This is a genomic window from Nocardia sp. NPDC050630, assembly GCF_044457245.1.
GTDB lineage: Bacteria > Actinomycetota > Actinomycetes > Mycobacteriales > Mycobacteriaceae > Nocardia.
The window spans coordinates 168,234-188,942 of record NZ_JBITGN010000007.1 but is presented as its reverse complement, the minus strand read 5'-3'; the positions used below and the strand labels follow the sequence as shown (position 1 = coordinate 188,942).

The 20,709-nt window shown below is 64.8% G+C and carries 20 protein-coding genes; 10 read left to right on the top strand and 10 right to left on the bottom strand.

Annotation, left to right across the window (positions count from 1 at the left end; all coding sequences use genetic code 11):
• The first annotated feature begins 116 nt into the window (after nt 1-116).
• Entirely contained in the window at nt 117-1,829 is a 1,713-nt protein-coding gene (locus ACIBG0_RS20075) for a putative PEP-binding protein (RefSeq protein WP_397034435.1), read from the top strand.
• A gap of 82 nt (nt 1,830-1,911) precedes the next feature.
• Nucleotides 1,912-2,121 (top strand): hypothetical protein, encoded by a 210-nt coding sequence (locus ACIBG0_RS20070; protein ID WP_397034433.1) that lies wholly within the window; start codon nt 1,912-1,914, stop codon nt 2,119-2,121.
• A 35-nt stretch (nt 2,122-2,156) separates the two neighbouring features.
• Here ACIBG0_RS20070 and ACIBG0_RS20065 read toward each other — a convergent pair whose 3' ends face one another.
• The 3 genes from ACIBG0_RS20065 to ACIBG0_RS20055 form a co-directional block, all read right to left on the bottom strand.
• Nucleotides 2,157-2,693 (bottom strand): DUF779 domain-containing protein, encoded by a 537-nt coding sequence (locus ACIBG0_RS20065; RefSeq protein WP_397034431.1) that lies wholly within the window; start codon nt 2,691-2,693, stop codon nt 2,157-2,159.
• Nucleotides 2,693-4,216 (bottom strand): aldehyde dehydrogenase, encoded by a 1,524-nt coding sequence (gene adh / locus ACIBG0_RS20060; protein ID WP_397034429.1) that lies wholly within the window; start codon nt 4,214-4,216, stop codon nt 2,693-2,695. Before adh ends, ACIBG0_RS20065 begins: the two co-directional genes overlap by 1 nt.
• A gap of 90 nt (nt 4,217-4,306) precedes the next feature.
• Nucleotides 4,307-5,599 carry a transcriptional regulator gene (locus ACIBG0_RS20055; protein ID WP_397034427.1) on the bottom strand — a complete coding sequence of 431 codons (1,293 nt, stop codon included), beginning with the start codon at nt 5,597-5,599 and terminating at the stop codon, nt 4,307-4,309.
• Nucleotides 5,600-5,928: 329 nt separating this feature from the next.
• Here ACIBG0_RS20055 and ACIBG0_RS20050 point away from each other — a divergent pair, with 329 nt between their 5' ends.
• The 4 genes from ACIBG0_RS20050 (at nt 5,929) to ACIBG0_RS20035 (ending at nt 12,124) form a co-directional block, all read left to right on the top strand.
• Nucleotides 5,929-7,053, top strand: a complete 1,125-nt coding sequence (locus tag ACIBG0_RS20050; protein ID WP_397034426.1) for a cytochrome P450 — start codon at nt 5,929-5,931, stop codon at nt 7,051-7,053.
• A gap of 189 nt (nt 7,054-7,242) precedes the next feature.
• Nucleotides 7,243-7,698: an SRPBCC family protein gene (locus ACIBG0_RS20045; protein ID WP_397034424.1), complete on the top strand. Its 456-nt coding sequence runs from the start codon at nt 7,243-7,245 to the stop codon at nt 7,696-7,698.
• 3 nt (nt 7,699-7,701) lie between these two features.
• Nucleotides 7,702-8,469, top strand: coding sequence for a maleylpyruvate isomerase family mycothiol-dependent enzyme (locus ACIBG0_RS20040; RefSeq protein ID WP_397034422.1), 768 nt, complete (start codon nt 7,702-7,704; stop codon nt 8,467-8,469).
• A gap of 184 nt (nt 8,470-8,653) precedes the next feature.
• Nucleotides 8,654-12,124 (top strand): protein kinase, encoded by a 3,471-nt coding sequence (locus ACIBG0_RS20035; protein ID WP_397034420.1) that lies wholly within the window; start codon nt 8,654-8,656, stop codon nt 12,122-12,124.
• Nucleotides 12,125-12,129: 5 nt separating this feature from the next.
• On the opposite strand, the gene ACIBG0_RS20030 is transcribed toward ACIBG0_RS20035, so the two are convergent.
• The 3 genes from ACIBG0_RS20030 to ACIBG0_RS20020 form a co-directional block, all read right to left on the bottom strand.
• Nucleotides 12,130-13,875: a putative bifunctional diguanylate cyclase/phosphodiesterase gene (locus ACIBG0_RS20030; RefSeq protein ID WP_397034418.1), complete on the bottom strand. Its 1,746-nt coding sequence runs from the start codon at nt 13,873-13,875 to the stop codon at nt 12,130-12,132.
• A gap of 298 nt (nt 13,876-14,173) precedes the next feature.
• Nucleotides 14,174-14,380: a hypothetical protein gene (locus ACIBG0_RS20025; RefSeq protein ID WP_397034416.1), complete on the bottom strand. Its 207-nt coding sequence runs from the start codon at nt 14,378-14,380 to the stop codon at nt 14,174-14,176.
• Between the two features lie 3 nt (nt 14,381-14,383).
• Nucleotides 14,384-14,665, bottom strand: coding sequence for a YggT family protein (locus tag ACIBG0_RS20020; RefSeq protein WP_396958837.1), 282 nt, complete (start codon nt 14,663-14,665; stop codon nt 14,384-14,386).
• A 110-nt stretch (nt 14,666-14,775) separates the two neighbouring features.
• Here ACIBG0_RS20020 and ACIBG0_RS20015 point away from each other — a divergent pair, with 110 nt between their 5' ends.
• The gene (locus tag ACIBG0_RS20015; protein ID WP_397034414.1) at nt 14,776-15,567 is read left to right on the top strand and encodes a transporter substrate-binding domain-containing protein; all 792 of its coding nucleotides are present in this window, start codon (nt 14,776-14,778) and stop codon (nt 15,565-15,567) included.
• 276 nt (nt 15,568-15,843) lie between these two features.
• Here ACIBG0_RS20015 and ACIBG0_RS20010 read toward each other — a convergent pair whose 3' ends face one another.
• From ACIBG0_RS20010 to ACIBG0_RS20000, 3 genes are all read right to left on the bottom strand, one after another.
• Nucleotides 15,844-16,497, bottom strand: coding sequence for an IPT/TIG domain-containing protein (locus tag ACIBG0_RS20010; RefSeq protein WP_397034412.1), 654 nt, complete (start codon nt 16,495-16,497; stop codon nt 15,844-15,846).
• Between the two features lie 162 nt (nt 16,498-16,659).
• Complete coding sequence (locus ACIBG0_RS20005) at nt 16,660-17,136, bottom strand: hypothetical protein (protein ID WP_397034410.1); 477 nt, start codon at nt 17,134-17,136, stop codon at nt 16,660-16,662.
• Nucleotides 17,129-17,644: a DNA-directed RNA polymerase subunit beta gene (locus tag ACIBG0_RS20000; RefSeq protein ID WP_397034408.1), complete on the bottom strand. Its 516-nt coding sequence runs from the start codon at nt 17,642-17,644 to the stop codon at nt 17,129-17,131. Before ACIBG0_RS20000 ends, ACIBG0_RS20005 begins: the two co-directional genes overlap by 8 nt.
• Before the next feature lie 400 nt (nt 17,645-18,044).
• Between ACIBG0_RS20000 and ACIBG0_RS19995 the strand changes: the two genes are divergently transcribed.
• The 3 genes from ACIBG0_RS19995 to ACIBG0_RS19985 all read left to right on the top strand — a co-directional run bounded on the left by ACIBG0_RS19995 (nt 18,045) and on the right by ACIBG0_RS19985 (nt 19,404).
• Nucleotides 18,045-18,932, top strand: coding sequence for a helix-turn-helix domain-containing protein (locus ACIBG0_RS19995; protein ID WP_397034406.1), 888 nt, complete (start codon nt 18,045-18,047; stop codon nt 18,930-18,932).
• Complete coding sequence (locus ACIBG0_RS19990) at nt 18,929-19,135, top strand: DUF397 domain-containing protein (RefSeq protein WP_397034405.1); 207 nt, start codon at nt 18,929-18,931, stop codon at nt 19,133-19,135. The genes ACIBG0_RS19995 and ACIBG0_RS19990 overlap by 4 nt, the downstream gene beginning before the upstream one ends.
• 62 nt (nt 19,136-19,197) lie before the next feature.
• On the top strand, nt 19,198-19,404 hold the full coding sequence (locus ACIBG0_RS19985; protein ID WP_397034403.1) for a DUF397 domain-containing protein: 207 nt from the start codon (nt 19,198-19,200) through the stop codon (nt 19,402-19,404).
• Nucleotides 19,405-19,572: 168 nt separating this feature from the next.
• Here ACIBG0_RS19985 and ACIBG0_RS19980 read toward each other — a convergent pair whose 3' ends face one another.
• On the bottom strand, nt 19,573-20,316 hold the full coding sequence (locus tag ACIBG0_RS19980) for a TetR/AcrR family transcriptional regulator (RefSeq protein WP_397034401.1): 744 nt from the start codon (nt 20,314-20,316) through the stop codon (nt 19,573-19,575).
• Nucleotides 20,317-20,709 lie beyond the last annotated feature (393 nt).

Here is a 20,709-nt window from a genome sequence, read left to right as displayed (position 1 = left end):
GTTGTTTTATGCCCGTCTATGTTGCTTTGTCAAGAGATTTGAGTAGTCTGGATCACATCGAGCCGAGCTGAGTAATCGGTCGCACTCGCTCGACATCGGCGTGGAGGAGGAATCGAATGTCCGGATCACCGCAGGCCGCAGGCCCCGCGCGGGTAGCTCGCAGTGCTATGACATTGCGCGGCACCCCGGCGGTGCCCGGAATCGCCGCCGCGCCCACCGTGCGTCCGGCGCCGCGGATCCGCGTGGACCTTCGTTCCGACCCGGTCGCCGAGTCCGATCGGGCAGTCCAATACGAGGCCTTCCTGGCCGCGACATCGGTGGTTGCCCGGCGCTTGCGTGAGCGCGCCGCCCGTGCGAGCGGTGCGGCCGCCGAGGTGCTCGCCGCGAATGCCGCCATGGCCGCCGATCGCGGCTGGCTCGGCGCCGCCGAAAAATTGATCACCGCGGGCAGTCCCGCCGCCGTCGCGGCGGCCGCGGCAACCGATCAGTTCGCCGAGGTGTTCACCAAGCTGGGTGGGCTGATGGCCGAACGCGTCACCGACCTCCGCGATGTATGCGACAGGGTGATCGCCGAATTGGCTGGAGCGCCCGAACCGGGCATTCCCACGCCGACCCGGCCATCGATCTTGCTAGCCGAGGACCTCGCCCCCGCCGATACCGCCGGTCTGGACCCGAATCTCATTGTCGGCCTCGCTACTTCGCGCGGCGGCCCGACCAGCCACACCGCTATCATCGCCCGCCAGCTCGGCATCCCGTGCGTGGTCGCGATCGCCGGACTCGACGATGTGCCCGCCGGAGTCGAGGTGCTGATCGATGGCGCGGCCGGACAGGTCGCCATCGGTCCGGACCCGGAAACCGCTGCTCGCGCAGTCGCCGAGTACCGCGCGCAAGAATCGCGCACGGCGGCTTGGACCGGTCCGGGCGCGACCGCCGACGGACATCGGGTCGAAATTCTCGCCAACGTCCAGGATGGGGCCGGAGCCCGCGCGACGCGCGCACAACCGGCCGAGGGCATCGGACTGTTCCGCACCGAATTATGTTTCCTGGACCGCGAATCCGAGCCGAGCATCACCGAACAGGCGGGCATCTATCGCGAGGTCTTCGATGCCTACGCCGGGGCGAAGGTGGTGATCCGCACGCTCGACGCCGGATCGGATAAACCACTGCGTTTCGCCGACCACGCCAACGAGGCGAACCCGGCGCTCGGCGTGCGCGGCATCCGGATCGCCGCCCATGACAGCGCAATCCTGGACCACCAACTCGACGCGATCGCCCAGGCCGCCACCGACCGCACGCCGACACCGTGGGTCATGGCCCCGATGATTTCCACTGCGGCCGAGGCGAAGTCGTTCGCCGCCAAGGTACGAGCGCGCGGATTGGTCCCGGGCGTCATGATCGAGGTTCCTGCCGCAGCCCTACTGGCCGAGGCCATTCTGGAACATGTCGATTTCCTGTCGATCGGCACCAACGACCTCGCCCAATACACCATGGCCGCGGATCGCATGTCCGCCGACCTCGCCGCACTCACCGACCCATGGCAACCAGCGGTCCTGGCACTGGTGGCGCGCACCGCGGCCGCGGGAGCGACCGCGGGCAAGCCGGTCGGGGTCTGCGGTGAAGCTGCCGCTGATCCGCTATTGGCCTGCGTCCTCGCCGGATTCGGCATCAGCTCACTCTCCGCCGCTGGTGCCGCCGTAGCCGCGGTAGGCGCCGCGCTGGCCGCGGTCACCCTGGAAGACTGCCGCCGCGCCGCGGCCGCCGTCCTGTCGACCTCCGATCCCGACAGCGCTCGCGCCGCCGCTCGCGCCGTCCTGCGGCCCACCGAATGATCGGCGGTTGTGTTTGCTGGATGCGTCACTTGGTGATCCGGCAAAACTCGGGCGAAACGGTCAGGGGGGTCGGTGCGATCTGGTGAATATGGCCACCGACACCATGAATCTCGCCGAGCGACGTCAAGCGATCCGACGACTCGTCGCGGTCTGCCACGTAGTCAATAAGCTGGTAGAGCTAGCCGAGACGGAATCGTCCGAACCATTGATCGCCCAAGCCCACGCCACCCGCCGGGTACTCCAGGATCTGGTGCTCGACTTGGTGGCGATCGAGCCGCGAACCGAAGCCTGAGCCGGAAGCGGCAGGGCCACAGCAAAAGTTAGCTGTCAAGCCGAGGGGCGCGTTCGCGGGACCGGGCAGGCATCGGCTGCCTCGGCGACTACCTGCGGTTCGCTCGACACCGTAGGACGTTCCTCGCGCTCCCAGCCCGCTCCCGTCACGGGTTCGATCGCGGCCAGCGCAACGAGCTCATCGTCATCGAAAACCCGTCCGCGACTGAGGAATCGGAAACCTTCCGGCGATTCCAGACTGAAGCCGGAACCGCGACCCGGCACGACATCGAGGACGAGCTGGGTGTGCTGCCAGGCGGCGAACTGCGGTCCCGAGATCCACACCGGCGCAAGGTCGTCCGGCTCCGGGGCGGAAGCTGGCATCTCGTCGACCAGCAACCGCAGATCGAGCAATCCGAGCAGTACATCGTGATCGCCGATGATGAATTCACCTGCGGGATAACACATCGGGGCCGATCCGTCACAGCAACCACCGGACTGGTGCAGCATGAGCGGTCCGTGCAGCCCGCGGAGGCGACGGAGCAGATCCATCGCCGCCGCGGTGGCGCGCACGCGCCGGGGGACTGCGGCCATCAGAAGAAGCCTTGCGCCTTCGACGCATAGCCGACCAGCAGGTTCTTCGTCTGCTGATAGTGGTCGAGCATCATGCGGTGGTTCTCGCGGCCGATACCGGACTGCTTGTAGCCGCCGAATGCCGCATGCGCCGGATACTGGTGGTAGGTGTTGGTCCACACCCGTCCAGCCTGGATATCGCGTCCGGCGCGGTAGGCCACCGAACCGTCGCGCGACCATACGCCCGCGCCGAGTCCGTAGAGGGTGTCGTTGGCGATCTTGATGGCTTCGTCGTAATCCGCGAACGAGGTTACCGAGACAACGGGTCCGAAGATCTCCTCCTGGAAGATCCGCATCGAGTTGCTGCCCGCGAAAACCGTTGGCTGCACGTAGTATCCGCCGGACAGATCGCCGCCGAGATCGGCGCGCTCGCCACCGGTCAGCAATGTCGCGCCCTCTCCTTTGCCGATTTCGAGATAGGACAGGATCTTTTCGAGCTGATCATTGCTGGCCTGTGCGCCGATCATGGTTTCGGTATCGAGCGGATCGCCTTGGCGCACAGCCTTGGTGCGCACCACCGCGGCGGCGAGGAATTCGTCGTAGATATCGGCCTGGATGAGCGCGCGCGAGGGGCAGGTGCAGACCTCACCCTGGTTCAGCGCGAACATGGTGAAGCCCTCGAGCGCCTTGTCCTGGAAGTCGTCATTGGCGGCGAGGACGTCGCTGAAGAAGATATTGGGGCTCTTACCGCCGAGTTCCAGCGTGACCGGGATCAGGTTCTGCGATGCGTACTGCATTATCAGGCGACCGGTGGTGGTCTCACCGGTGAAGGCGATCTTCTTGATTCGCGGGCTGGAGGCCAGCGGCTTACCCGCCTCGACACCGAAACCGTTGACGATATTGACCACCCCGGGTGGCAGCAGATCCCCGATCAGGCCGATCAGGAACATGATCGAGGCGGGAGTTTGCTCGGCGGGCTTGAGCACGACCGCATTACCGGCGGCGAGTGCGGGCGCGAGTTTCCAGGTGGCCATCAGAATCGGGAAGTTCCACGGAATGATCTGCCCGACCACACCGAGTGGCTCGTGGAAGTGATAGGCGACGGTGTCGGCGTCGATCTGCGACAGCGAACCCTCTTGTGCGCGAATGGCACCGGCGAAGTAGCGGAAGTGGTCGATGGCCAGCGGGATATCGGCGGCCAGGGTTTCCCGGATCGGCTTGCCGTTGTCCCAGGCCTCCGCGAGGGCGATCGCCTCCAGGTTCTCCTCGATGCGGTCGGCGATCTTGTTGAGGATGACGGCGCGCTCGGCGACCGAGGTCTTGCCCCAGGCGGGTGCGGCGGCGTGCGCGGCATCGAGGGCCAGTTCGATATCTTCCGCGGTGCCCCGCGCGACCTCGCAGAACGGCTGACCCGTTACAGGCGTTGGGTTTTCGAAGTACTGCCCCTTGACGGGCGCGACCCATTCGCCGCCGATCCAGTTGTCGTATCGCGTCTGGAACGACATGGCGGCGCCGGGTGTGCCTGGGCGGGCGAAGACGGTCATCGAATGCTCCTCGATCTGCTGACTTCCTATGTCAGGTGTGATCCGGAACACTAGAAGCGTCCATGTTGCACGACAGTTGCAAGAAACTGGTCAGATGCCCAATTTGTGGTCGAGCAGTTGCAATTGGGTCTTCACCTGGGCATACAGTGACGATCGTCGGTCCAGGGAGGAGAGGTAGGCGGTCCAGGCGGCAACGTCCTCGCGACCCTCGGCCGAACCGGTCCAGCGGGCGAGCAGGCGGCGGTCACCGGCCGTCAGCAGGGCCGCGCGCAGGCGTCCGCGCAACTCGACGCGCAGTTCATTGATGCCCGGTGCGAGCGATCGCGGCAGGATCGGGCCGGGATAGGCGCGCAATGCCGCCGACGTATCGCCGCGGGCAAGTGCGCGCCGCACCTCGTCGACATCGGTATCGAGATCCATCAGCAGCCGATACGGACGCGAACCGAGACCATTGGCGCCCAACATCTTTCGCACCCGCGACATCTCCGCGCGCACCGTCACCGGATCCAGTTCGGACTCGTCGAGCAGCATGGCGAGATGGTCGGCGCTCAGTCCCTCCGGGAAGTTGGCCAGCAGCAAAAGGATTTCGGCATGCCGCTGCGATAGGCGGATGCGCTCACCATCGCGGACCAGGGTCGGCCGAGCCGGACCGAGTACCTCGAGGCGTGACGCCGTCGACGCGAGCGGGTTCGGCGCGTCGAGCATCAGCAGGCGCAGTTCGGATTCCGCGGCCGAGACCGTCGCGCGGATCAGTGACAACACCTCCGGTGCCGCGACACGCGGTCCGCCGGTGATATCGATGGCGCCGATGATCCGGTCACTGCGCGGATCATGTACGGGGGCAGCGGAACAACTCCATTCGTGCACCACGCGGCTGAAGTGTTCGGCACCGAAGATCTGCACGTGGTGATCGAGGGCGAGTGCGGTGCCGGGGGCATTGGTGCCGACCCGGTCCTCGCTCCAGTCCGCGCCCTCGACGAAATTCATGGCCAGCGCCCGGTCCTTGACCTTCGAATCGCCCTCCACCCACAGCAATCGGCCCTCGGCATCGCTGATCGCGACGAGTAGTCCGGCATCGGCGGCGTCTTCGACCAGCAGTTTGCGCACCACCGGTCGGATCAGCGCGGTCGGATGCGTGGCCCGATACCGTTGCAGCTCCAGGCCATCGAGGTCGACACCGGCGCCGAAGCGGTCCGGGTCGACGCCGTTGCTGAGGCTGCGTCGCCACGAATCCAGCACCACCGGGCGCACCGGATCGCTCGGCAGCCCCACGTCGCCTTCGATGAAGCAGCGATGCGCACAGGACACCTGTCGCGCCAATTGCGCGAGATCATCCTCTGGTCGAACGGCCACCCAGGGATTGCCGTGCGCTGCTGTGCTCAATCGGTGTCCTCCGTGTCGGCCCCTCTCCACTGTAATGCCCGTCACATCTTGTATGGCCAAGGGTGGTGGCGCTCGATACGCGCCGACCGAGTCGCCGACGTAGGCTGAGTCTGCTCTGCGCAGGCGCACGGATGCGCCTGCGGTCGCGCACCATGCTCATCGCTTCTGCACAACGACTGGAGTCACGTCTCTTGACCACGCCAGAGTCGGCAACCACCACCACTTGCCCGTTCCCTGTCGCGCACGGATCGCCGATTGATACCGACGGCCCCCGAATCTCTTTGTTCTCACCGGAATTCGCCGCGAGCCCACATGAGGCGTACCGCGAGATGCGCAAGAAATACGGTTCGCTTGTGCCGGTGGAATTGGCGCCGGGTGTACCGGCGACCCTGGTGATCGGCTACTACACCGCGCTGCAGATCCTCAATGATCCGGACCATTTTCCGCACGATTCGCGAAACTGGCAGAAAGGTGTACCCGAGGATTGCCCGGTGCGGCCGATGCTCGAATATCGTCCGGCGGCGATTCGTACCACTGGCCTCGAACACGCCCGCTACCGGGAGACGACTGTCGCCGGCCTCGGTGTCGTCGACCTGTTCGCTCTGCATTCCACTGTGGAGCAGATCGCCATTCCCCTGATCAACACCTTCTGCGAGGACGGTACGGCGGATTTGGTCGGGCAGTACGCATTGCCGCTGGCCTTCGCGGTGATCAACGCGATACTCGGTTGTCCGCAGGACATCGGCCAGCGTGCCGCAACCGGTCTGGCTCGCATGATGGAGGGTGCGGATGCAGCCGTCGAGGGCGGCAAAATTCTTGCCGATGCCATGTTCGAACTGGTCTGCCTCAGGCGTGACCAACCGGCCGACGACATCGTGTCCGTGCTGCTCGCCCATCCGGCGAAGCTTGATGACGCCGAGATGATCCAGCAGGTCCTCCTCCTGTACGGCGCCGGAATGGAACCGACTCAGAATCTGATCGTCAATACGCTGCGACTGATGCTGACCGACAATCGGTTCGGTGGTGGCATTCTCGGCGGCACTCTATCCACGCGCGACGCGTTGGACGAGGTGCTGTTCACCGATCCGCCGCTATCGAACTACTGCATCACCTTCCCGAAGCAACCGGTCCTGATCGAGGGCTCGTGGCTGCCCGCGCACCAACCGGTCGTCATCAGCATGACCGGCTGCAATAACGATCCCGCGATCACCACCGGCGAGTACACCGACAACAGCTCCCACCTGGCGTGGAGTGTCGGCCCGCATGCCTGTCCGGCCCGCTCGATCGCGACCCTGGTCGCACAGGACGCCATCGACCAACTACTCGACGCTATCCCGGAAATGCGGCTGGCCGTCCCGGTCGAAGAACTGGAATGGCGACCGGGTCCGTTCCACCGCGCGCTGGTCGCGCTCCCGGTCACCTTCCCGAAATCCCCTCCGCTGCAAGTCTTCTGACGCGCCCTGCGGTAACGCGGTGCGTTTGTCACAGCTGTCTCCGGCGGTGTCCCGATCGATGTCGTGCGCGGTGCGGCCTATCGTGACGAACGCACGTTGCTGAAGATCGGGCACCCGCCGGAAACGGAGAATCCGCTCCCACGGATCGAAGATCTGGCGGTAGTCGGGTTCGGATGCTTCGATCATGGCATGACCGATGACAGCGAGGTGCCACGCATTGTCTCCGCCAGCCGCGAGATCGCGGCCGGGGCGGCGGAAATCTTCGAGTTGATCGCCGATCCCGCGCAACAGCCGCGATGGGACGGCAACGACAACCTGGCCGAAGCCCCGGCGGGGCAGCGCGTACGGAAGGTCGGCGAGGTCTTCGCCATGACAACCACCAAGGGGCCCATCCGCGAGAACCACATCGTGGAATTCGAAGAGGGCCGCCGGATCGCCTGGCTACCAGCGGAACCGGCGAGCGAACCGCCGGGTCACCTGTGGCGCTGGGAGCTCGAGCCGGTGGACGCGGTACACACTCGGGTCACGCATACCTACGACTGGTCGCGATTGAACGACGAGAACCGGCTCCCACGCGCCCGGTCCACCACGCCGGACAAGCTGCAAGCGTCCGTGGACCGACTCGCCGCCATCGCCGAAGGGTAGGCATTGCTGCCTTTCGACCAACTCTGTGCCGAAATCCCGAGGCAGACCGGCACACTCGCATCGCTCGCCGAGGATTTCGATCCGACGCTTCCGGTGCCGGACTGTCCGGGATGGAACCTCGGACAGCTGCTGCGGCACATCGGCGGGTACCACCGCTGGATGGAGACGATCGTGCGCACCCGCGCCGCGGAACCGGTCTCGGACGCACAGTTCAACGATCTGTCCGACTATCCGAGCGCGGTCGTGCCGTGGCTCACCGAAGGCGCCGCCCGGCTGGCCGAAACCCTGACGGCGGCCGGGCCCGAGGCAAAGGTCTGGACGCCGGGACCCGGTGGCACGACGGTCTTCTGGGCGCGGCGCGCACTGCACGAGGCGGTGGTGCACGGCTGGGATGCCGCAGCGGCGGCGGAGGCCGAGCTCGACGTGCCCGAAGATGTCGTGGCAGACGGCTTCGAAGAGTGGCTGGAGGTCGCCGCCGCGCCGGAAGCCTATGAACCGCAAGACGGTCGGTCCGGTTTGCTGGGGCCGGGGCGGCGGCTTTCGTTTCACACACCGAACCATGACTGGCTCGTCGACCTGACCGGCTCGGCACCGATCTGGCGTCACGCCGACGAACCGGCATCGGTGGTGGTACACGGTAGTGCCGCCGATCTCCTTCGGTTCGTCTACCAGCGCCCGGCCTTGGGCATGCTCGAAATCAGCGGCGACAGCGCCCTGCTCGACCTGTGGCGCGAGCGAACCGGCTTCTGGCTCACCGAGGACGGCTCGTGACACAGTTCGCCGACCGGTAACCCCGGGAGTGCGCGGCGCGAATAGTTCCGGCGATCCGGACATTCGGCCACCAGGATCACCTGCACCGCAGGCAATTGCGCCGGCATCCTACCGAGCGCGGGCGGAATCGTCGCGACGGGAATATGCTCGAAGTAGCTGGCTGGTAGTTGTAATCGGGGTCGTCGTGTCGCATATCGATCCGCTTTCCACGCAACGCGACCTCACCTCAGGGTTCGCGGCAGAGCTGGCCGCTGCCGGATTCACCGATGCCGCCGAGATCGGACGTGGCGGATTCGGTGTTGTCTATCGGTGTGCCCAGCCCGCGCTCGAGCGCATGGTGGCGATCAAGGTGCTGACCGCCGATCTGGAATCGGAGAATCTCGAGCGCTTCGTCCGCGAACAACTCGCCATGGGCAAGCTGTCGGGCCATCCCAATATCGTCGGCGTCTTCGAGGTGGGCTCCACCGCGACCGGCCGTCCCTACATCGTGATGCCGTACCACCCGCACGGCTCCCTGGACACCCGCATCCAGGAGCATGGGCCGATCGGCTGGCAGGATGCGCTGCATATCGGCGTGAAAATCGCGGGCGCACTGGAGACCGCGCACCGGCGCGGCCTGCTGCACCGTGATGTGAAGCCCGGCAATATCTTGCTCACCGAATACGGTGAACCACAGCTGGCCGATTTCGGCATCGCTCGGTTGGTCGGCGGCTTCGAGACCACCGCGGGCACGATTACCGGTTCACCCGCTTTCACCGCGCCCGAAGTGCTGCAGGGGCATGTTCCCGACGTGACCTCCGATATCTACAGCCTGGCCTCGACTCTGTTCTGCGCCAGCACCGGTCACGCGGTCTTCGAACGACGCAATGGCGAGCAGTTGGTCGCCCAGTTCCTGCGCATCACCAAACAGCCGATACCGGATCTGGGGGAGGCGGGCCTGCCTCCGGATGTGACCGCCGCGATCGAAGGCGCGATGTCGCGTGAACGCGCGCAACGACCATCCAGCGCAGGCGAATTCGGTGAGCAACTGCGCCAAATCCAGGAGCGGCACGGTCTGCCGCCCGACGATATGCCGGTTCCGGTGCCTGCGGCCGAACCCGTCGGACACCGGCCGTCACCAACGCCCACCTCCGGTCGCCGCCGCACCTCGGCGACGTCATCGACCATCACCCCGCCCGTGCCCGCCACCCGCTTGCGGCCACCGGTGGCCAATCGCCCACTGGTCGATCGCCACCGCCTGCTCGCACTGCTGCGAGACGGACGCAACCGCCGGCTCGCGGTCATCCACGGGCCCACCGGATTCGGCAAAACCACCCTCGCCGCCCAATGGTGCGAGGCGCTGACCGCCGAGGGTGTTGCGGTGGCCTGGCTGACCGCCGACCACGATGACAACAATGTCGTCTGGTTTCTCTCGCATCTGATCGAAGCCATTCGCCTCGCGCGCCCCTCGCTGGCGCGCGAACTCGGCGAACTGCTCGAGGAGCATGGCGATGAATCCGAACGCTATGTGTTGACCTCGCTGATCAACGATATCGATCGGCGCGGTGAGGACCTCGTCGTCGTCATCGACGACTGGCACTGCGCCACCGACCCCGCCACCACTCGCGCACTGCGCTTTCTGCTCGAAGGATGTAGTCCCACATTGCATCTGGTGGTTGCCAGTCGTAATCAAACAGGGCTGCCCATGAGTTCGATGCGAGCCCGCGACGAACTTGTCGAAATCGCCCCCCGCGCATTGCGTTTCGATGTCACGGAGGCGTATTCCTTCCTGGTCGAGCTGGGCGGACTCGAATTGGATCGCGCCGATGTCGAGGATCTCACCGAATCCACCGAAGGCTGGGTCGCGGCACTGCAGCTGGCGGCACTGTCCTTGCGCGGCAGTGACAATCCTGGCGAGTTGATCAGCCATCTGACCGGCCGCCACCACGCCATCAGTGAATTCCTGGTGGAGAACGTTCTGGACACCCTCGAACCCGGAATTCTCGACTTCATGGTGGCGACCTCGATCACGCAGCGGATCTGCGGTGAACTCGCCTCGGCGCTGACCGGTGCACCGGACGGGCAGGCGATGCTGGAGCAGATCGAACACCAGGATCTGTTCCTGCGCAAGCTCGACGACGGCAATTGGTTCCGCTATCACCACCTGTTCCAGGATTTCCTGCAGCAGCGACTGGAACGCGATGGGCCCGAACGGATCACCGAACTGCATCGTTCGGCTTCGAGGTGGCTGGCCGAGCATCGACAGGTCAGCGAGGCGGTCGATCACGCCCTGCTGGCCGGGGACGAGCAGCGGGCCATCGAGATAGTCGAGCGGGACGGGATGTCGCTGCTCGAATACGGGCAGTTCGCCAGTCTCATCGGTCTGGTCAACAAGCTGCCAGCCACCATCATCGAAACGCATCCGCGGCTGCAATTGGATCTGGCCTGGGCGAATATTCTGCTGCACCGGGCCGCACCGGCCGAACGCGCACTGCGCCTTGCGGAATCGACGCTGAACCTCGGTGAACTCGACGAAGCCGATGCCGCGCGACTGCGGGCCGAGGCCGGTGTGCTGCATGCGGTGGTCGCGGTGCGCGCGGATGTGCTGGCCGGAGTCGACGACCTGCTGGCGCCCTGCTTTTTCCGGGCCGAGGAACTGTCACCGTATGTGGTGGCGATCGGCGCGAATGTCGCGACCTTCGCCGCTGGCTATCGCTACGACTTCGAGGAGGCGCTGCGCATCCAGGACTGGTCGGCACCGTATATGCGCCAGAACAAGGGCTTTTACAACAACATTCACGGCCTGTGCTTTCTCGGGCTGGCCGCGAGCCTGCAACTCGATATCGCCAGTGCGGAGCGGTACTTCCGCAAGGCGATGAAGGTGGCCAAGCAATCCGGCGGCAGCCATTCCTACGGCGCGCGGTTGGCTGGGTCCCTGCTGGGCGAATTGCTTTATGAGCGTGGGCAAGTCGCGGAAGCGGAGCGGCTGCTCGATGACGGCTACAAGTTGGGGCCCGAGGCCGGTGTCGTCGATTTCAAATTGGCGCGCTATGTCGTCGGGGCCCGGATCAAAGCATTGCGCGGCGATCGCGCGGCCGCGATTCGCAGATTGAACGAAGGTGCGCGGGTGGCCCGTTCGATGTCGTTACCGCGACTGGGCGCCGAGGTGGAGAACGAGCGGCTGCGACTCGGATTGCCGCCGCATCCGGAATTCGGTCCGCTACCCGTGGTCGAATACGGAGATCGCCGCGAGCCGGTCGATCCGATCGACGAATTCACCGTACTGTACGAGGAATTCAGCGCGATCCGGCTGCTGCTCGCCGCGGAAACGCCGGAAAAGACCGAACTTGCCTGCGCATGGGCGCAGGAATGGGTGGATCTGCTCGAAACAGTCGAGCGGCCGAGGGAATTGCTGAAGGCGCGCCGAATGCTGATCGCCTGCCTCGCCGCCGCAGGCCGCATCGATGCGGCAAAGACCCTGTTGGCAACGGTTACCGCCCAGTGTGCCGAACTCGGATCGGTCCGCTATCTGCTGGATGGGGGACCACACGTGGTCGCCACACTCGCTGCCGTATACGAAGACCAGCTCGCTGGTCGTTGGCGCCCGGAATGGCCCGATGTGCCAACGGAATTCTTGCTCACATTGGTCAATGCACATGCGGCGCAACGAATCTGAGATCGTCAGCGGGACAGTAGTTCGGTGATCTCCTCGACCGGCATGGGACGGTGGAAAAGCCAGCCCTGCGCGCTGTCGCAGCCGAGCGATTCCAGCCGCTCAGCCTGATATTGCGTCTCGACGCACTCCGCGGTGAGTGTGAAACCGAGGGCATGGATCAGTTCGATAATGGATTCGAGCACCAGCAGATCGGTGGCACCGGGCGATTCCGGGGTGCGGATACAGCGGATGAACGGTCCTGCGAGTTTGACGACATCGAGCGGCAGCTGGCCCAGGTAGGCGAGATTGGAGTAGCCGGTACCGAAATCGTCTATGGCGATACGCACACCGGCCTCGGACAACGTGCGCAATGCCTGCAGTGGGCGACCGGTGGTGTGCATGAATGCCCGCTCGGTCAGTTCGAGTTGTAGCCGATCCGGCGGGATGCCGGTCTCGGCGATGACGTCCTGTACCCGGTCCAGCCATGTCGGATCGGCGACCTCGGCGGCGGAAACATTGACGCTCACGATCGGCGTCCGGTCGGGAAAGCGGTCATGCCAATCCCGACTGTCGCGACACGCGCGCTCGAGCACCTGCGCGCCCAATGCGCCGATATGGCCGTTGTCCTCGGCGAGGTCCACGAATTGCGCCGGGGCCAGTACGCCGAGTTCCGGATGCCGCCAGCGCACCAGCGCCTCCACCGCGATCATCCGCTGGTCGGGCAGGGCGACGATGGGCTGGTAGTCCAGAAATAGTTCGTCGCGGAGAAGGGCGGCGGGCATGGCGGCCGAGAGTTCGGCGCGGGTGTGTTCGCGGCGGCCACGATCGGCATCGAAGACCGCGTAGCGACCGCGCCCGGCGGCCTTGGCCCAGTACATGGTGGTATCGACAGCCTGCAGGAGTTCGTCGGCGGTGGTGTGCTCGGTGCGTCCCGCCATGACACCGATGCTCGCGGTGACGGTGAGGTGGTGACCGTCGATATCGAACGGTTGAGCCACGGCCTCGAGCATTTGCTTCGCGAGGGTGGTAACGGTTTCGCTGGATTGCGGGACCAGGGTGACGAATTCGTCGCCGCCCATACGTGCCACCAATTGACCGGATCGGGTGCATGCACGTAGGCGGGCTGCGACCTGGATGAGCAGTTGATCGCCGAATGCGTGTCCGAAGGTGTCGTTGACGAGTTTGAAATGGTCGAGGTCGAGATAGCAGAGGCCGAATTCGGCGCTCGGATCGGCGAAGGCAGCGGCGAGTGCGTCGATGAATTTCGTGCGATTCGGCAGGCCGGTGAGGTGATCGTGATGGGCGCGATATAGCAGCCGCGCCTCACTCGCACGCAACTGTTCGGCGACCGCGCGTCGGGCGGCGATTTCGGCGGCGCGGACGCTTTCCTGTTCGGCGAGCAGCCATGCCCGGAATGCGTGGATATACCCATTCGTGAAGGCGGCGAGCAAATCGGCGAGCCGCTCCGCCGTGATGGTGCCCGTTTCGGTGAAATGCGCGGTGAGCGCCGCGATGCTGCCCCCGAGCACCTCGTCGCCGACACAATGCGACTGCGCCAACTCCGCACCCAGCTCCGCCACTCGATCGGTGGATTCTGTTGGCTGCATTGCGATTTCGAATTCCATGGCCAGCCGCGTCAGCAGCATGCGCGCCTCACCCGCACTCATTGGTACCACATGATCACGCGCCCCACCTGTCAGCGCGGCGGTCCGGCGTCCGGTCAGGTCGCCGCCCGAGCCGTCTGCTGAACCGGGCCCGGCTTCCCAACCCATGAGGCCCGATCATACAGCGCATCCGGTGACCGATGATGTTGGGAGACACCGCCGTTCCCGGTCGGGCTCGGGGTCACTCGCACGACGCGGAACATGCGCGATCGGCAACGGATTCGCCGCCGTACTACACCATGTGCGTCGGTGCGATAGCCGTCTAGGTGATCGACGGCGACCCGACTCGATGGCACAATTCGTGCGGCTGCGCGTGCTCTATGACCCGCCCTCGACCTGCAACCGCATCGATTTCGATCACGAGCCGGAGGAGCTCTCGTGGCAGCGCTGCAGCCATCCGCCGCCGTCACCGACCCGACGATATTCGAGATTCGCGACCGCGTAGCCCGGTGCGGCCAGCGCCTGCGCTTCCGGCCGGGCATGTGTGCGGTCGAACTCCGCGCACCAGAAATCCGCCGTGCAGCACCACCACGAGCGGTGCCGGACCGTCCGTGGCGGGCAGGTACAGGTCGGCCACCTGGTCGCGGTGTGGGCCGTAGGCGATGGGTTGCATCGCTTACAGGCTGAAGAAGATCTGACGCAGGACCAGGGCGACGATGAACACCACGGTGAACGCCAGGTCGATCGACAGTCCGCCCAGCCGGACCGGCTGCAGGTACCGGCGCACCGGGGCGATCACCGGTTCGGTCGCGCTGTGGCTCAGGTCGCGGGCGCGATTCACCCACTCGGGATGCCTGCCATCGGCGAGCACCCCTACCCAATCGAGTACCAGCCGGGCGAGTAGCAGCAGGATGAATACCGTCAGGGCTAACCCGAGCAAGGTTCCGATAAGGCTCATGTCGAACTCCTTCGTGGGTGGCCAACATCAGTATCAACGGTCGGCACCGGCTGGGAAGTGTCCCATTCGCCGGGTTCTCAGTCGACTATCAGGTCGGTTAGCCTGTCTCGATGCGCCGACCGCTCCGATATCTGCCGATAGCCGTCTTGTCTACCCTGAGCTGGCTGCTCGCCACCGGGCCCGTCGCCACCGCGCAGGAGGCGTCGCATCTGATCACCGTGCAGCAGTCCGGCGTACTGCGCGTCTGCACCACCGGCGACTACCCGCCCTATACCCTGCGCGACGACGACGGCACCTACCGCGGCGTCGACATCACCCTCGCGACCGATCTTGCCGCGACCTTGCGTGTTGTCCCGCAATGGATTCCGACCACCTGGTCCACCCTGACCGACGACTTCCTCGCCCGCTGCGATATCGCCGTCGGCGGTATCTCCGACACCCCGGTCCGCCGTATCGTCGCCGACTTCTCCATCCCAACCTCCATCGACGGCAAGACCCCCGTCGTCCGCCGCTCCGACGCCGCCGACTACGCCACCGTCGACCAGATCAACCGTCCCGAGGTCCGCGTAATTGTCAACCGGGGCGGCACCAACGAGGCCTTCGCCCGCACCAACTTCCCCGCGGCCCAACTGACCATCTGGCCCGATAACCTCACCATTTACGACCAGCTCGAACAGCACAACGCCGACGTCTTCGTCACCGACTCGGTCGAGGGCCGCTACCGCCAACGCACCCACCCGACCCTCCAGGTCCTCCACCCCGACACCCCTTTCGACTCCGCTCCCAAGGCCTACCTCCTGCCCAAGGGCGACACCCTCTTCAACACCGTCGTCAACACCTGGCTCGAATCCGAAATCCGCACCGGCAGAAGCGATCAGCTGCTGACCGACTGGATCGGCTGATTTCGAGCGCGAGCTCCGGTCGTTCGGAATGCGCATCCGGGTATCGAGCCGAGTCGAATGGCGGTTCCGGATAGTCTTGGGCCGTACCGCCATTCGACTCCGGTCGATGGATGCCCCGCCACTTCGAGACAAGACATGGACCTCGGATTTCGTGGCCGATTGTGTGTTGTGGATCGGAAAGGTGCGGGTGTTACGTCGCCGTACAGGCGATTGTCCCCGGCCGACCCAAGTTTTGGCCGGGGACAACAGGCGGATAATTCAGCTGTCCTGCTGAGCTCAAACGGCGACGCCGAATGCGCCTCTGAGACCACCGGCGACCAAGGTGGGGTTCCCGCCACTGATCGGCGCGGACACCACCCTCAGGTTACCGCTGTCGGCGATGTAGAGCCTTCTGCCGGAAACCTTGACATCGGTCGGGCCCGACAGACCGCTCGCGGCCAGGCGGCTTTCCTGGCCACCGTTCGGCGGCACCAGCGGGGTGACCGCGCCACCGGTCGTCGGCACCGACACCACCCGGTTGGCCGCGTATTCCGCGATGTAGAGGGTGTTTTCGACGCGGGCGATACCCATGGGTTGACTCAGGCCGGTCACGACGGGCGTTGCCGTGCCGCCGGCGGCCGGAATCGAATACACCGTGTCTATGCCATCGCTGACATAGATGAGGCCCTGGGCAGGAGTGTCATAGGTGTAGGGCATCGGGTTGCTCGTGCCGTCGAGCAGTGCGGCGACGGTGACGTTCACAGTGCCGGTCCCCGGCGGGACGATGGCCGTGATCTGGGTATCGGAGTCGATGGTGAAGGTCGTTGACGTCGTGCCGAAAACCACGGTCAATGGACCGACGTTGGCGAATCCGGAGCCGGCGATCACCACGGAGTTGAGACCCGCTCCGGGGCCGGAGGAGGGGGTGAGTGAAATGATTTGGGGTGCCATCGTACGCCTTCCTAACGGCGGCAGGATGAGAAATAGTTGTGCTGCAACGGATCTTGTCGCGAGCCCGCTATATCAAGTAACTCTCCGAGGAGGCGCCTCGGCAATGAATCCCCGGTCCGTTTTCGTGCGGTTTCAACCGGGCCTGTCCACAAGTCGGAGCCGTCAACGGATCGGTGTCTCACCTCCAGGCTCGAGATAGAGCCTCTCGCACGGCAGCCGCGGATAGCCGCTGGTATCGCCGAGGTCCATAGTCACCGCATCGGCGTAGTGGCGTGCCTGGTACTCGCGCACGAAGACCAAGGCGGCGGTGAGGCAGGCGGCGAAGTCGAATCGTGCTCCGTGCAGGAATACGCTCAGGTGCACATCGGGCTCGCCTGGGTTGGGGGAGGTGTTCGCGCTCATGATGTTTCGCGATCTTCGACCCTGGACGTCGATCGCATCCCGCTCGTCCATGTTGTCGTAGTCGGTACACCAACCGTCCTCGTCTACCTCGACTATCCCGGTGGTCAAGTGACACAGCGCGACACTGTCGACCGGAGCGATCGCCAATTTCTCGGACGTCTGCTCGTGAAAGACCTCGAGCAGCGCCGCCACCGATGGCGCGATCTCTGTGTTCGGTTGCGGCTCGACCTCATTCATCGAAGATCACTTCGATGGCGTTGCGCGCGTGGTCGGCTCCGCGCCGCGCGGGTCGATACGGCGCTGAGCATGCGCGGATCGCGTCGACCACAACAAGGCCGGACGGCCGGAATGTGCACCGGGGTGGTTCGATCCAGCGCCGGAACTGCGCGCCCTTGTCGGTCGGTGACGGCAGCGCGACGGTGCCACCGGTTCGCACCACCGACACGTTCAGGCGGAACATCTCGGCGAACAGGCGCACGTCGTCTGGGATGTCCGGTCGAACGAGCAGTGTCCACCGGTTCGAGCGTGGATGCGACAGGACCGGCCCGATATCCGAAGCACGTTGTTGCATGCAGCTTTTCACCGCTTGGCCGAGCTGAGTAGGCAGGATGAGTGCCCATACGTGCTCGGCCTTCATGATGATCCGCCCGAGGTGCGGCGGGTCGACGGTCGCGGACAGATCGCACACCCGCCGGTAGAAGTGACAACGAGACAAGGGGGTGTCGCCAAAAGCTATGTGGTCCATTGGTGATCCTCCATCGACGCGACCGCAACGATGGGGTGGGCAGCACCAGGTGGAGCGGATTCGGTAGTGGCCCACTCGCGCACAGCGTCCGCGAAGCGTTCTACCAACTCGACGGGACAGCCGACGGCCACGGGTGGCGGCGGACCAGCCCACGGAGTGCGTTTCGGCAGTTCTGGGTTCAACATCGATGCCCCTCTCTACGACGGTGAGGTAGATGCGCCCCGAACCTGACAAGCTCTCGCCCCTCAGGAAGAGGCGGTGTCGTCGCGGACGCATATCCAGAACACCACCCGTTGGAGTCGTACGGAACCGTTTGATCGCGAACGTACGCAAAAAGCTGGTGCTGTTTGACTATTCGCGTCATCCTTGTTTGAGAACAAACGACTCCCGGGAGGATTGAATGGGCTCCGATTCGACGATCGCTCGGCGGCTCTTGAGCATCCAACTAGAGCGGCTGAGAGAACGGGCGGACATCACCCGCGAAGCCGCTGCCAGCGCGATCTCTGTTGCGCGGTCAACAATTTGGAAGATGGAGACCGGGCAGTCGGTGCGGTTGAACCCGGTGCTGATAGAGCGACTGTGCAGCCTCTACGGGGCGTCCGAGAAGGAAACCCGCGTTGTCCTCGCTTTGGCAGATGAAGCCAAGGGGGCGACCAAGGGATGGTGGCAGGCGTTCACCGATGACGAGATCCCCAAGGACTTCGAACTGTTCGTGAGCTTCGAGAGCGCCGCGAATCGGATCACGTCGTACCAGACCACGTTCTTGCCTGGTCTGCTGCACACCGAAGAGTACCGGCGTGCACTGATCTGGATCGAGTTTCCGAATAAGCCGACGCACGATGTCGAGCGGATGCTACAGGTAGGCATGAAACGCCAAGCGCGCCTTACCGATCGAGAGAGTCCGACATCGATGGATGTGTTCGTCGATGAGTCGGCTTTGCGACGGACGGCGGGTAACGCGCAGGTCATGTCTGATCAGATGCGACACCTGGCGGACATCGGGCAGTTGCCGAATATCTCGATCCGGATTGTTCCCCACACGGTAGGCGCGTATCGCGGGCTCATGGTTGGAACATTCGTCATGCTGGAGTTCCCGCCACACCCGACGGCCGAGCTGACTATGCCGCCCATAATCTACGCGCAGGGCTATCTGGGGGACCTGTACCTCGAGAAACCCGGAGAGATACAGCACTATCGTGAAGCTTGTGCCGACCTTGACCGGTTGGCGCTGGATGAAGAGAACAGTCGTGCTCTCATCCTCGAGATTGCAGAGGAGTATGCCCAGTGAATGTTGACCTGTCCGGCGCTGCGTGGTTCAAGAGCAGCCGAAGCACCGGGTCCAAGGATTGCGTGGAAGTCGCACACCTGGCCGGGGGCATGATCGGCGTCCGCGACTCCAAGAATCCGACCGGCGCGGCGCTCGTATTCACTCCGGCCGAGTGGGACGCGTTCACCGCTGGTGTGAGCTTTGGCGAGTTCGATCGGCCATAGAGTCGTAGACGGTCTACTGAGCCGCAGACTCATCCTCGAGATTGCAGAGGAGTTTTGACCCGGTGAGTGTCGATCTGTCAGGGGCACGATGGTTCAAGAGCAGCCGGAGTTCGGCTAACCAAGAGTGCGTAGAAGTTGCGTTCCTCGATAGTGGCATGGTTGGCATGCGCGACTCCAAGAATCCGACCGGCGCGGCGCTCGTATTAACTCCCACCGAGTGGGATGCGTTCACCGCTGGTGTGAACGATGGCGAGTTCGATCGGCCGTAGCACCGTAGACTGCTCTATGGGGCGTGCTCGAGCCGCAGCGCCCCAACTCAGAAAGCCCCTCAGCTGCCCTTGGCGCTGAGGGGCTTTCGTGTGGCCATGGTGTCGAATTTTGTTGTGGCTCAACATGATCAGGTCGGTGGGTCGTGATGATCACGGATCAGTGCCGAGTCAACCCCTGGAGACGGCGCTGTCACGGGTAGGTCGGTTGTCGCGGTGTTTCGGGGGACCAGTCGGCGCTTCGAGCATGGGGACGAGGAATTGGCGCGCGATCATGGCGAGTTGCTCGTCGTCGTCGAGGTCGACAACCTGGCTCGGGATCGCCAGGAACGAGGCGCAGATGCGGACCATCAACTCGGCGACCAGGTCGGTGCGCAGGTTCGCGGAGATGGTGCCAGCACGCTGCTCTTGGCGGAGTTGGTTGGCGACGAACTCTCGGACCATGGCCACCGCTCGTCCGCCGTCACCGATCAGTGAGCTGACGAAGTGGTCGGGTTCGGTGGTGATCAGCGCGCCGATCAGCGGGTTGCCGCGCAGTGCGCGCAGGGAGCTCACGAAACCGAGCACGACACGATCGGCGGGGTTGTCGGCGGCGGCGACGTCGACCAGGAACGTGTCGAAGTAGCGCCGGAATTCGCGCAGGATGACATGTTCGACCAGAACGTCCTTGGTGGCGAACCGGCGGTAGACAGTAATGCGTGACACGCCCGCCTGTCGGGCGACGTCCTCCATGGTCGACCGCTGGGTACCCCAACGCCGGAACTGCTCGCCGGCCGCGTCGAGGATGCGCGCGCGGATGCGATCGGTGTCATCGGTCTGTTCGACGGCCTCCCGGTACGCCCGTTCGATCAGTGATTTCCCGGCCTCGGATGGGTTCGTGGGCAGCGCGGATTCCACGGCGTCCTCCTGCGGCATCTCATTGCGCGTCAGTCGTCCGACTGCGCCGCCATCGCGCTCCTGCCTGATTGCGTGGCATTTTCCCATCGTCGATGGTATGCGGGTATGTTAGCTGTTTCTTTGCATCGACGGTTCGCCACGGGGAGTGTCGGTTTCGGTGACCGCGCTGGCCGCTCGAACCAGCGCAAGGCATTGGCGGGGACAGAGTTCGATGGTCTCGATGGCCAGCGCGGGATCGACACCGGCCTCGCGCGGAATGGGATAAACCCAGTGGTGTGGGCGTCGGCCGCCAGGTGTGCGGTGGTCCCGCCGACTGCGGTGGTCCCGCCGACTGCGGTGGTCCCGCCGACTGCGGTGGTCCCGCCGACTGCGGTGGTCCCGCCGACTGCGGTGGTCCCGCCGACTGCGGCG

What these genes read in the sequence shown, in the direction of transcription:
- ACIBG0_RS20075 (WP_397034435.1), top strand. Translation starts at nt 117, where the DNA reads ATGTCCGGATCACCGCAGGCCGCAGGCCCCGCGCGGGTAGCTCGCAGT.
- ACIBG0_RS20065 (WP_397034431.1), bottom strand. Translation starts at nt 2,693, where the DNA reads ATGGCCGCAGTCCCCCGGCGCGTGCGCGCCACCGCGGCGGCGATGGAT.
- adh (WP_397034429.1), bottom strand. Translation starts at nt 4,216, where the DNA reads ATGACCGTCTTCGCCCGCCCAGGCACACCCGGCGCCGCCATGTCGTTC.
- ACIBG0_RS20050 (WP_397034426.1), top strand. Translation starts at nt 5,929, where the DNA reads ATGCGCAAGAAATACGGTTCGCTTGTGCCGGTGGAATTGGCGCCGGGT.
- ACIBG0_RS20045 (WP_397034424.1), top strand. Translation starts at nt 7,243, where the DNA reads ATGACCGATGACAGCGAGGTGCCACGCATTGTCTCCGCCAGCCGCGAG.
- ACIBG0_RS20030 (WP_397034418.1), bottom strand. Translation starts at nt 13,875, where the DNA reads ATGGGTTGGGAAGCCGGGCCCGGTTCAGCAGACGGCTCGGGCGGCGAC.
- ACIBG0_RS20025 (WP_397034416.1), bottom strand. Translation starts at nt 14,380, where the DNA reads ATGCAACCCATCGCCTACGGCCCACACCGCGACCAGGTGGCCGACCTG.
- ACIBG0_RS20020 (WP_396958837.1), bottom strand. Translation starts at nt 14,665, where the DNA reads ATGAGCCTTATCGGAACCTTGCTCGGGTTAGCCCTGACGGTATTCATC.
- ACIBG0_RS20015 (WP_397034414.1), top strand. Translation starts at nt 14,776, where the DNA reads ATGCGCCGACCGCTCCGATATCTGCCGATAGCCGTCTTGTCTACCCTG.
- ACIBG0_RS20010 (WP_397034412.1), bottom strand. Translation starts at nt 16,497, where the DNA reads ATGGCACCCCAAATCATTTCACTCACCCCCTCCTCCGGCCCCGGAGCG.
- ACIBG0_RS20005 (WP_397034410.1), bottom strand. Translation starts at nt 17,136, where the DNA reads ATGAATGAGGTCGAGCCGCAACCGAACACAGAGATCGCGCCATCGGTG.
- ACIBG0_RS20000 (WP_397034408.1), bottom strand. Translation starts at nt 17,644, where the DNA reads ATGGACCACATAGCTTTTGGCGACACCCCCTTGTCTCGTTGTCACTTC.
- ACIBG0_RS19995 (WP_397034406.1), top strand. Translation starts at nt 18,045, where the DNA reads ATGGGCTCCGATTCGACGATCGCTCGGCGGCTCTTGAGCATCCAACTA.
- ACIBG0_RS19980 (WP_397034401.1), bottom strand. Translation starts at nt 20,316, where the DNA reads ATGCCGCAGGAGGACGCCGTGGAATCCGCGCTGCCCACGAACCCATCC.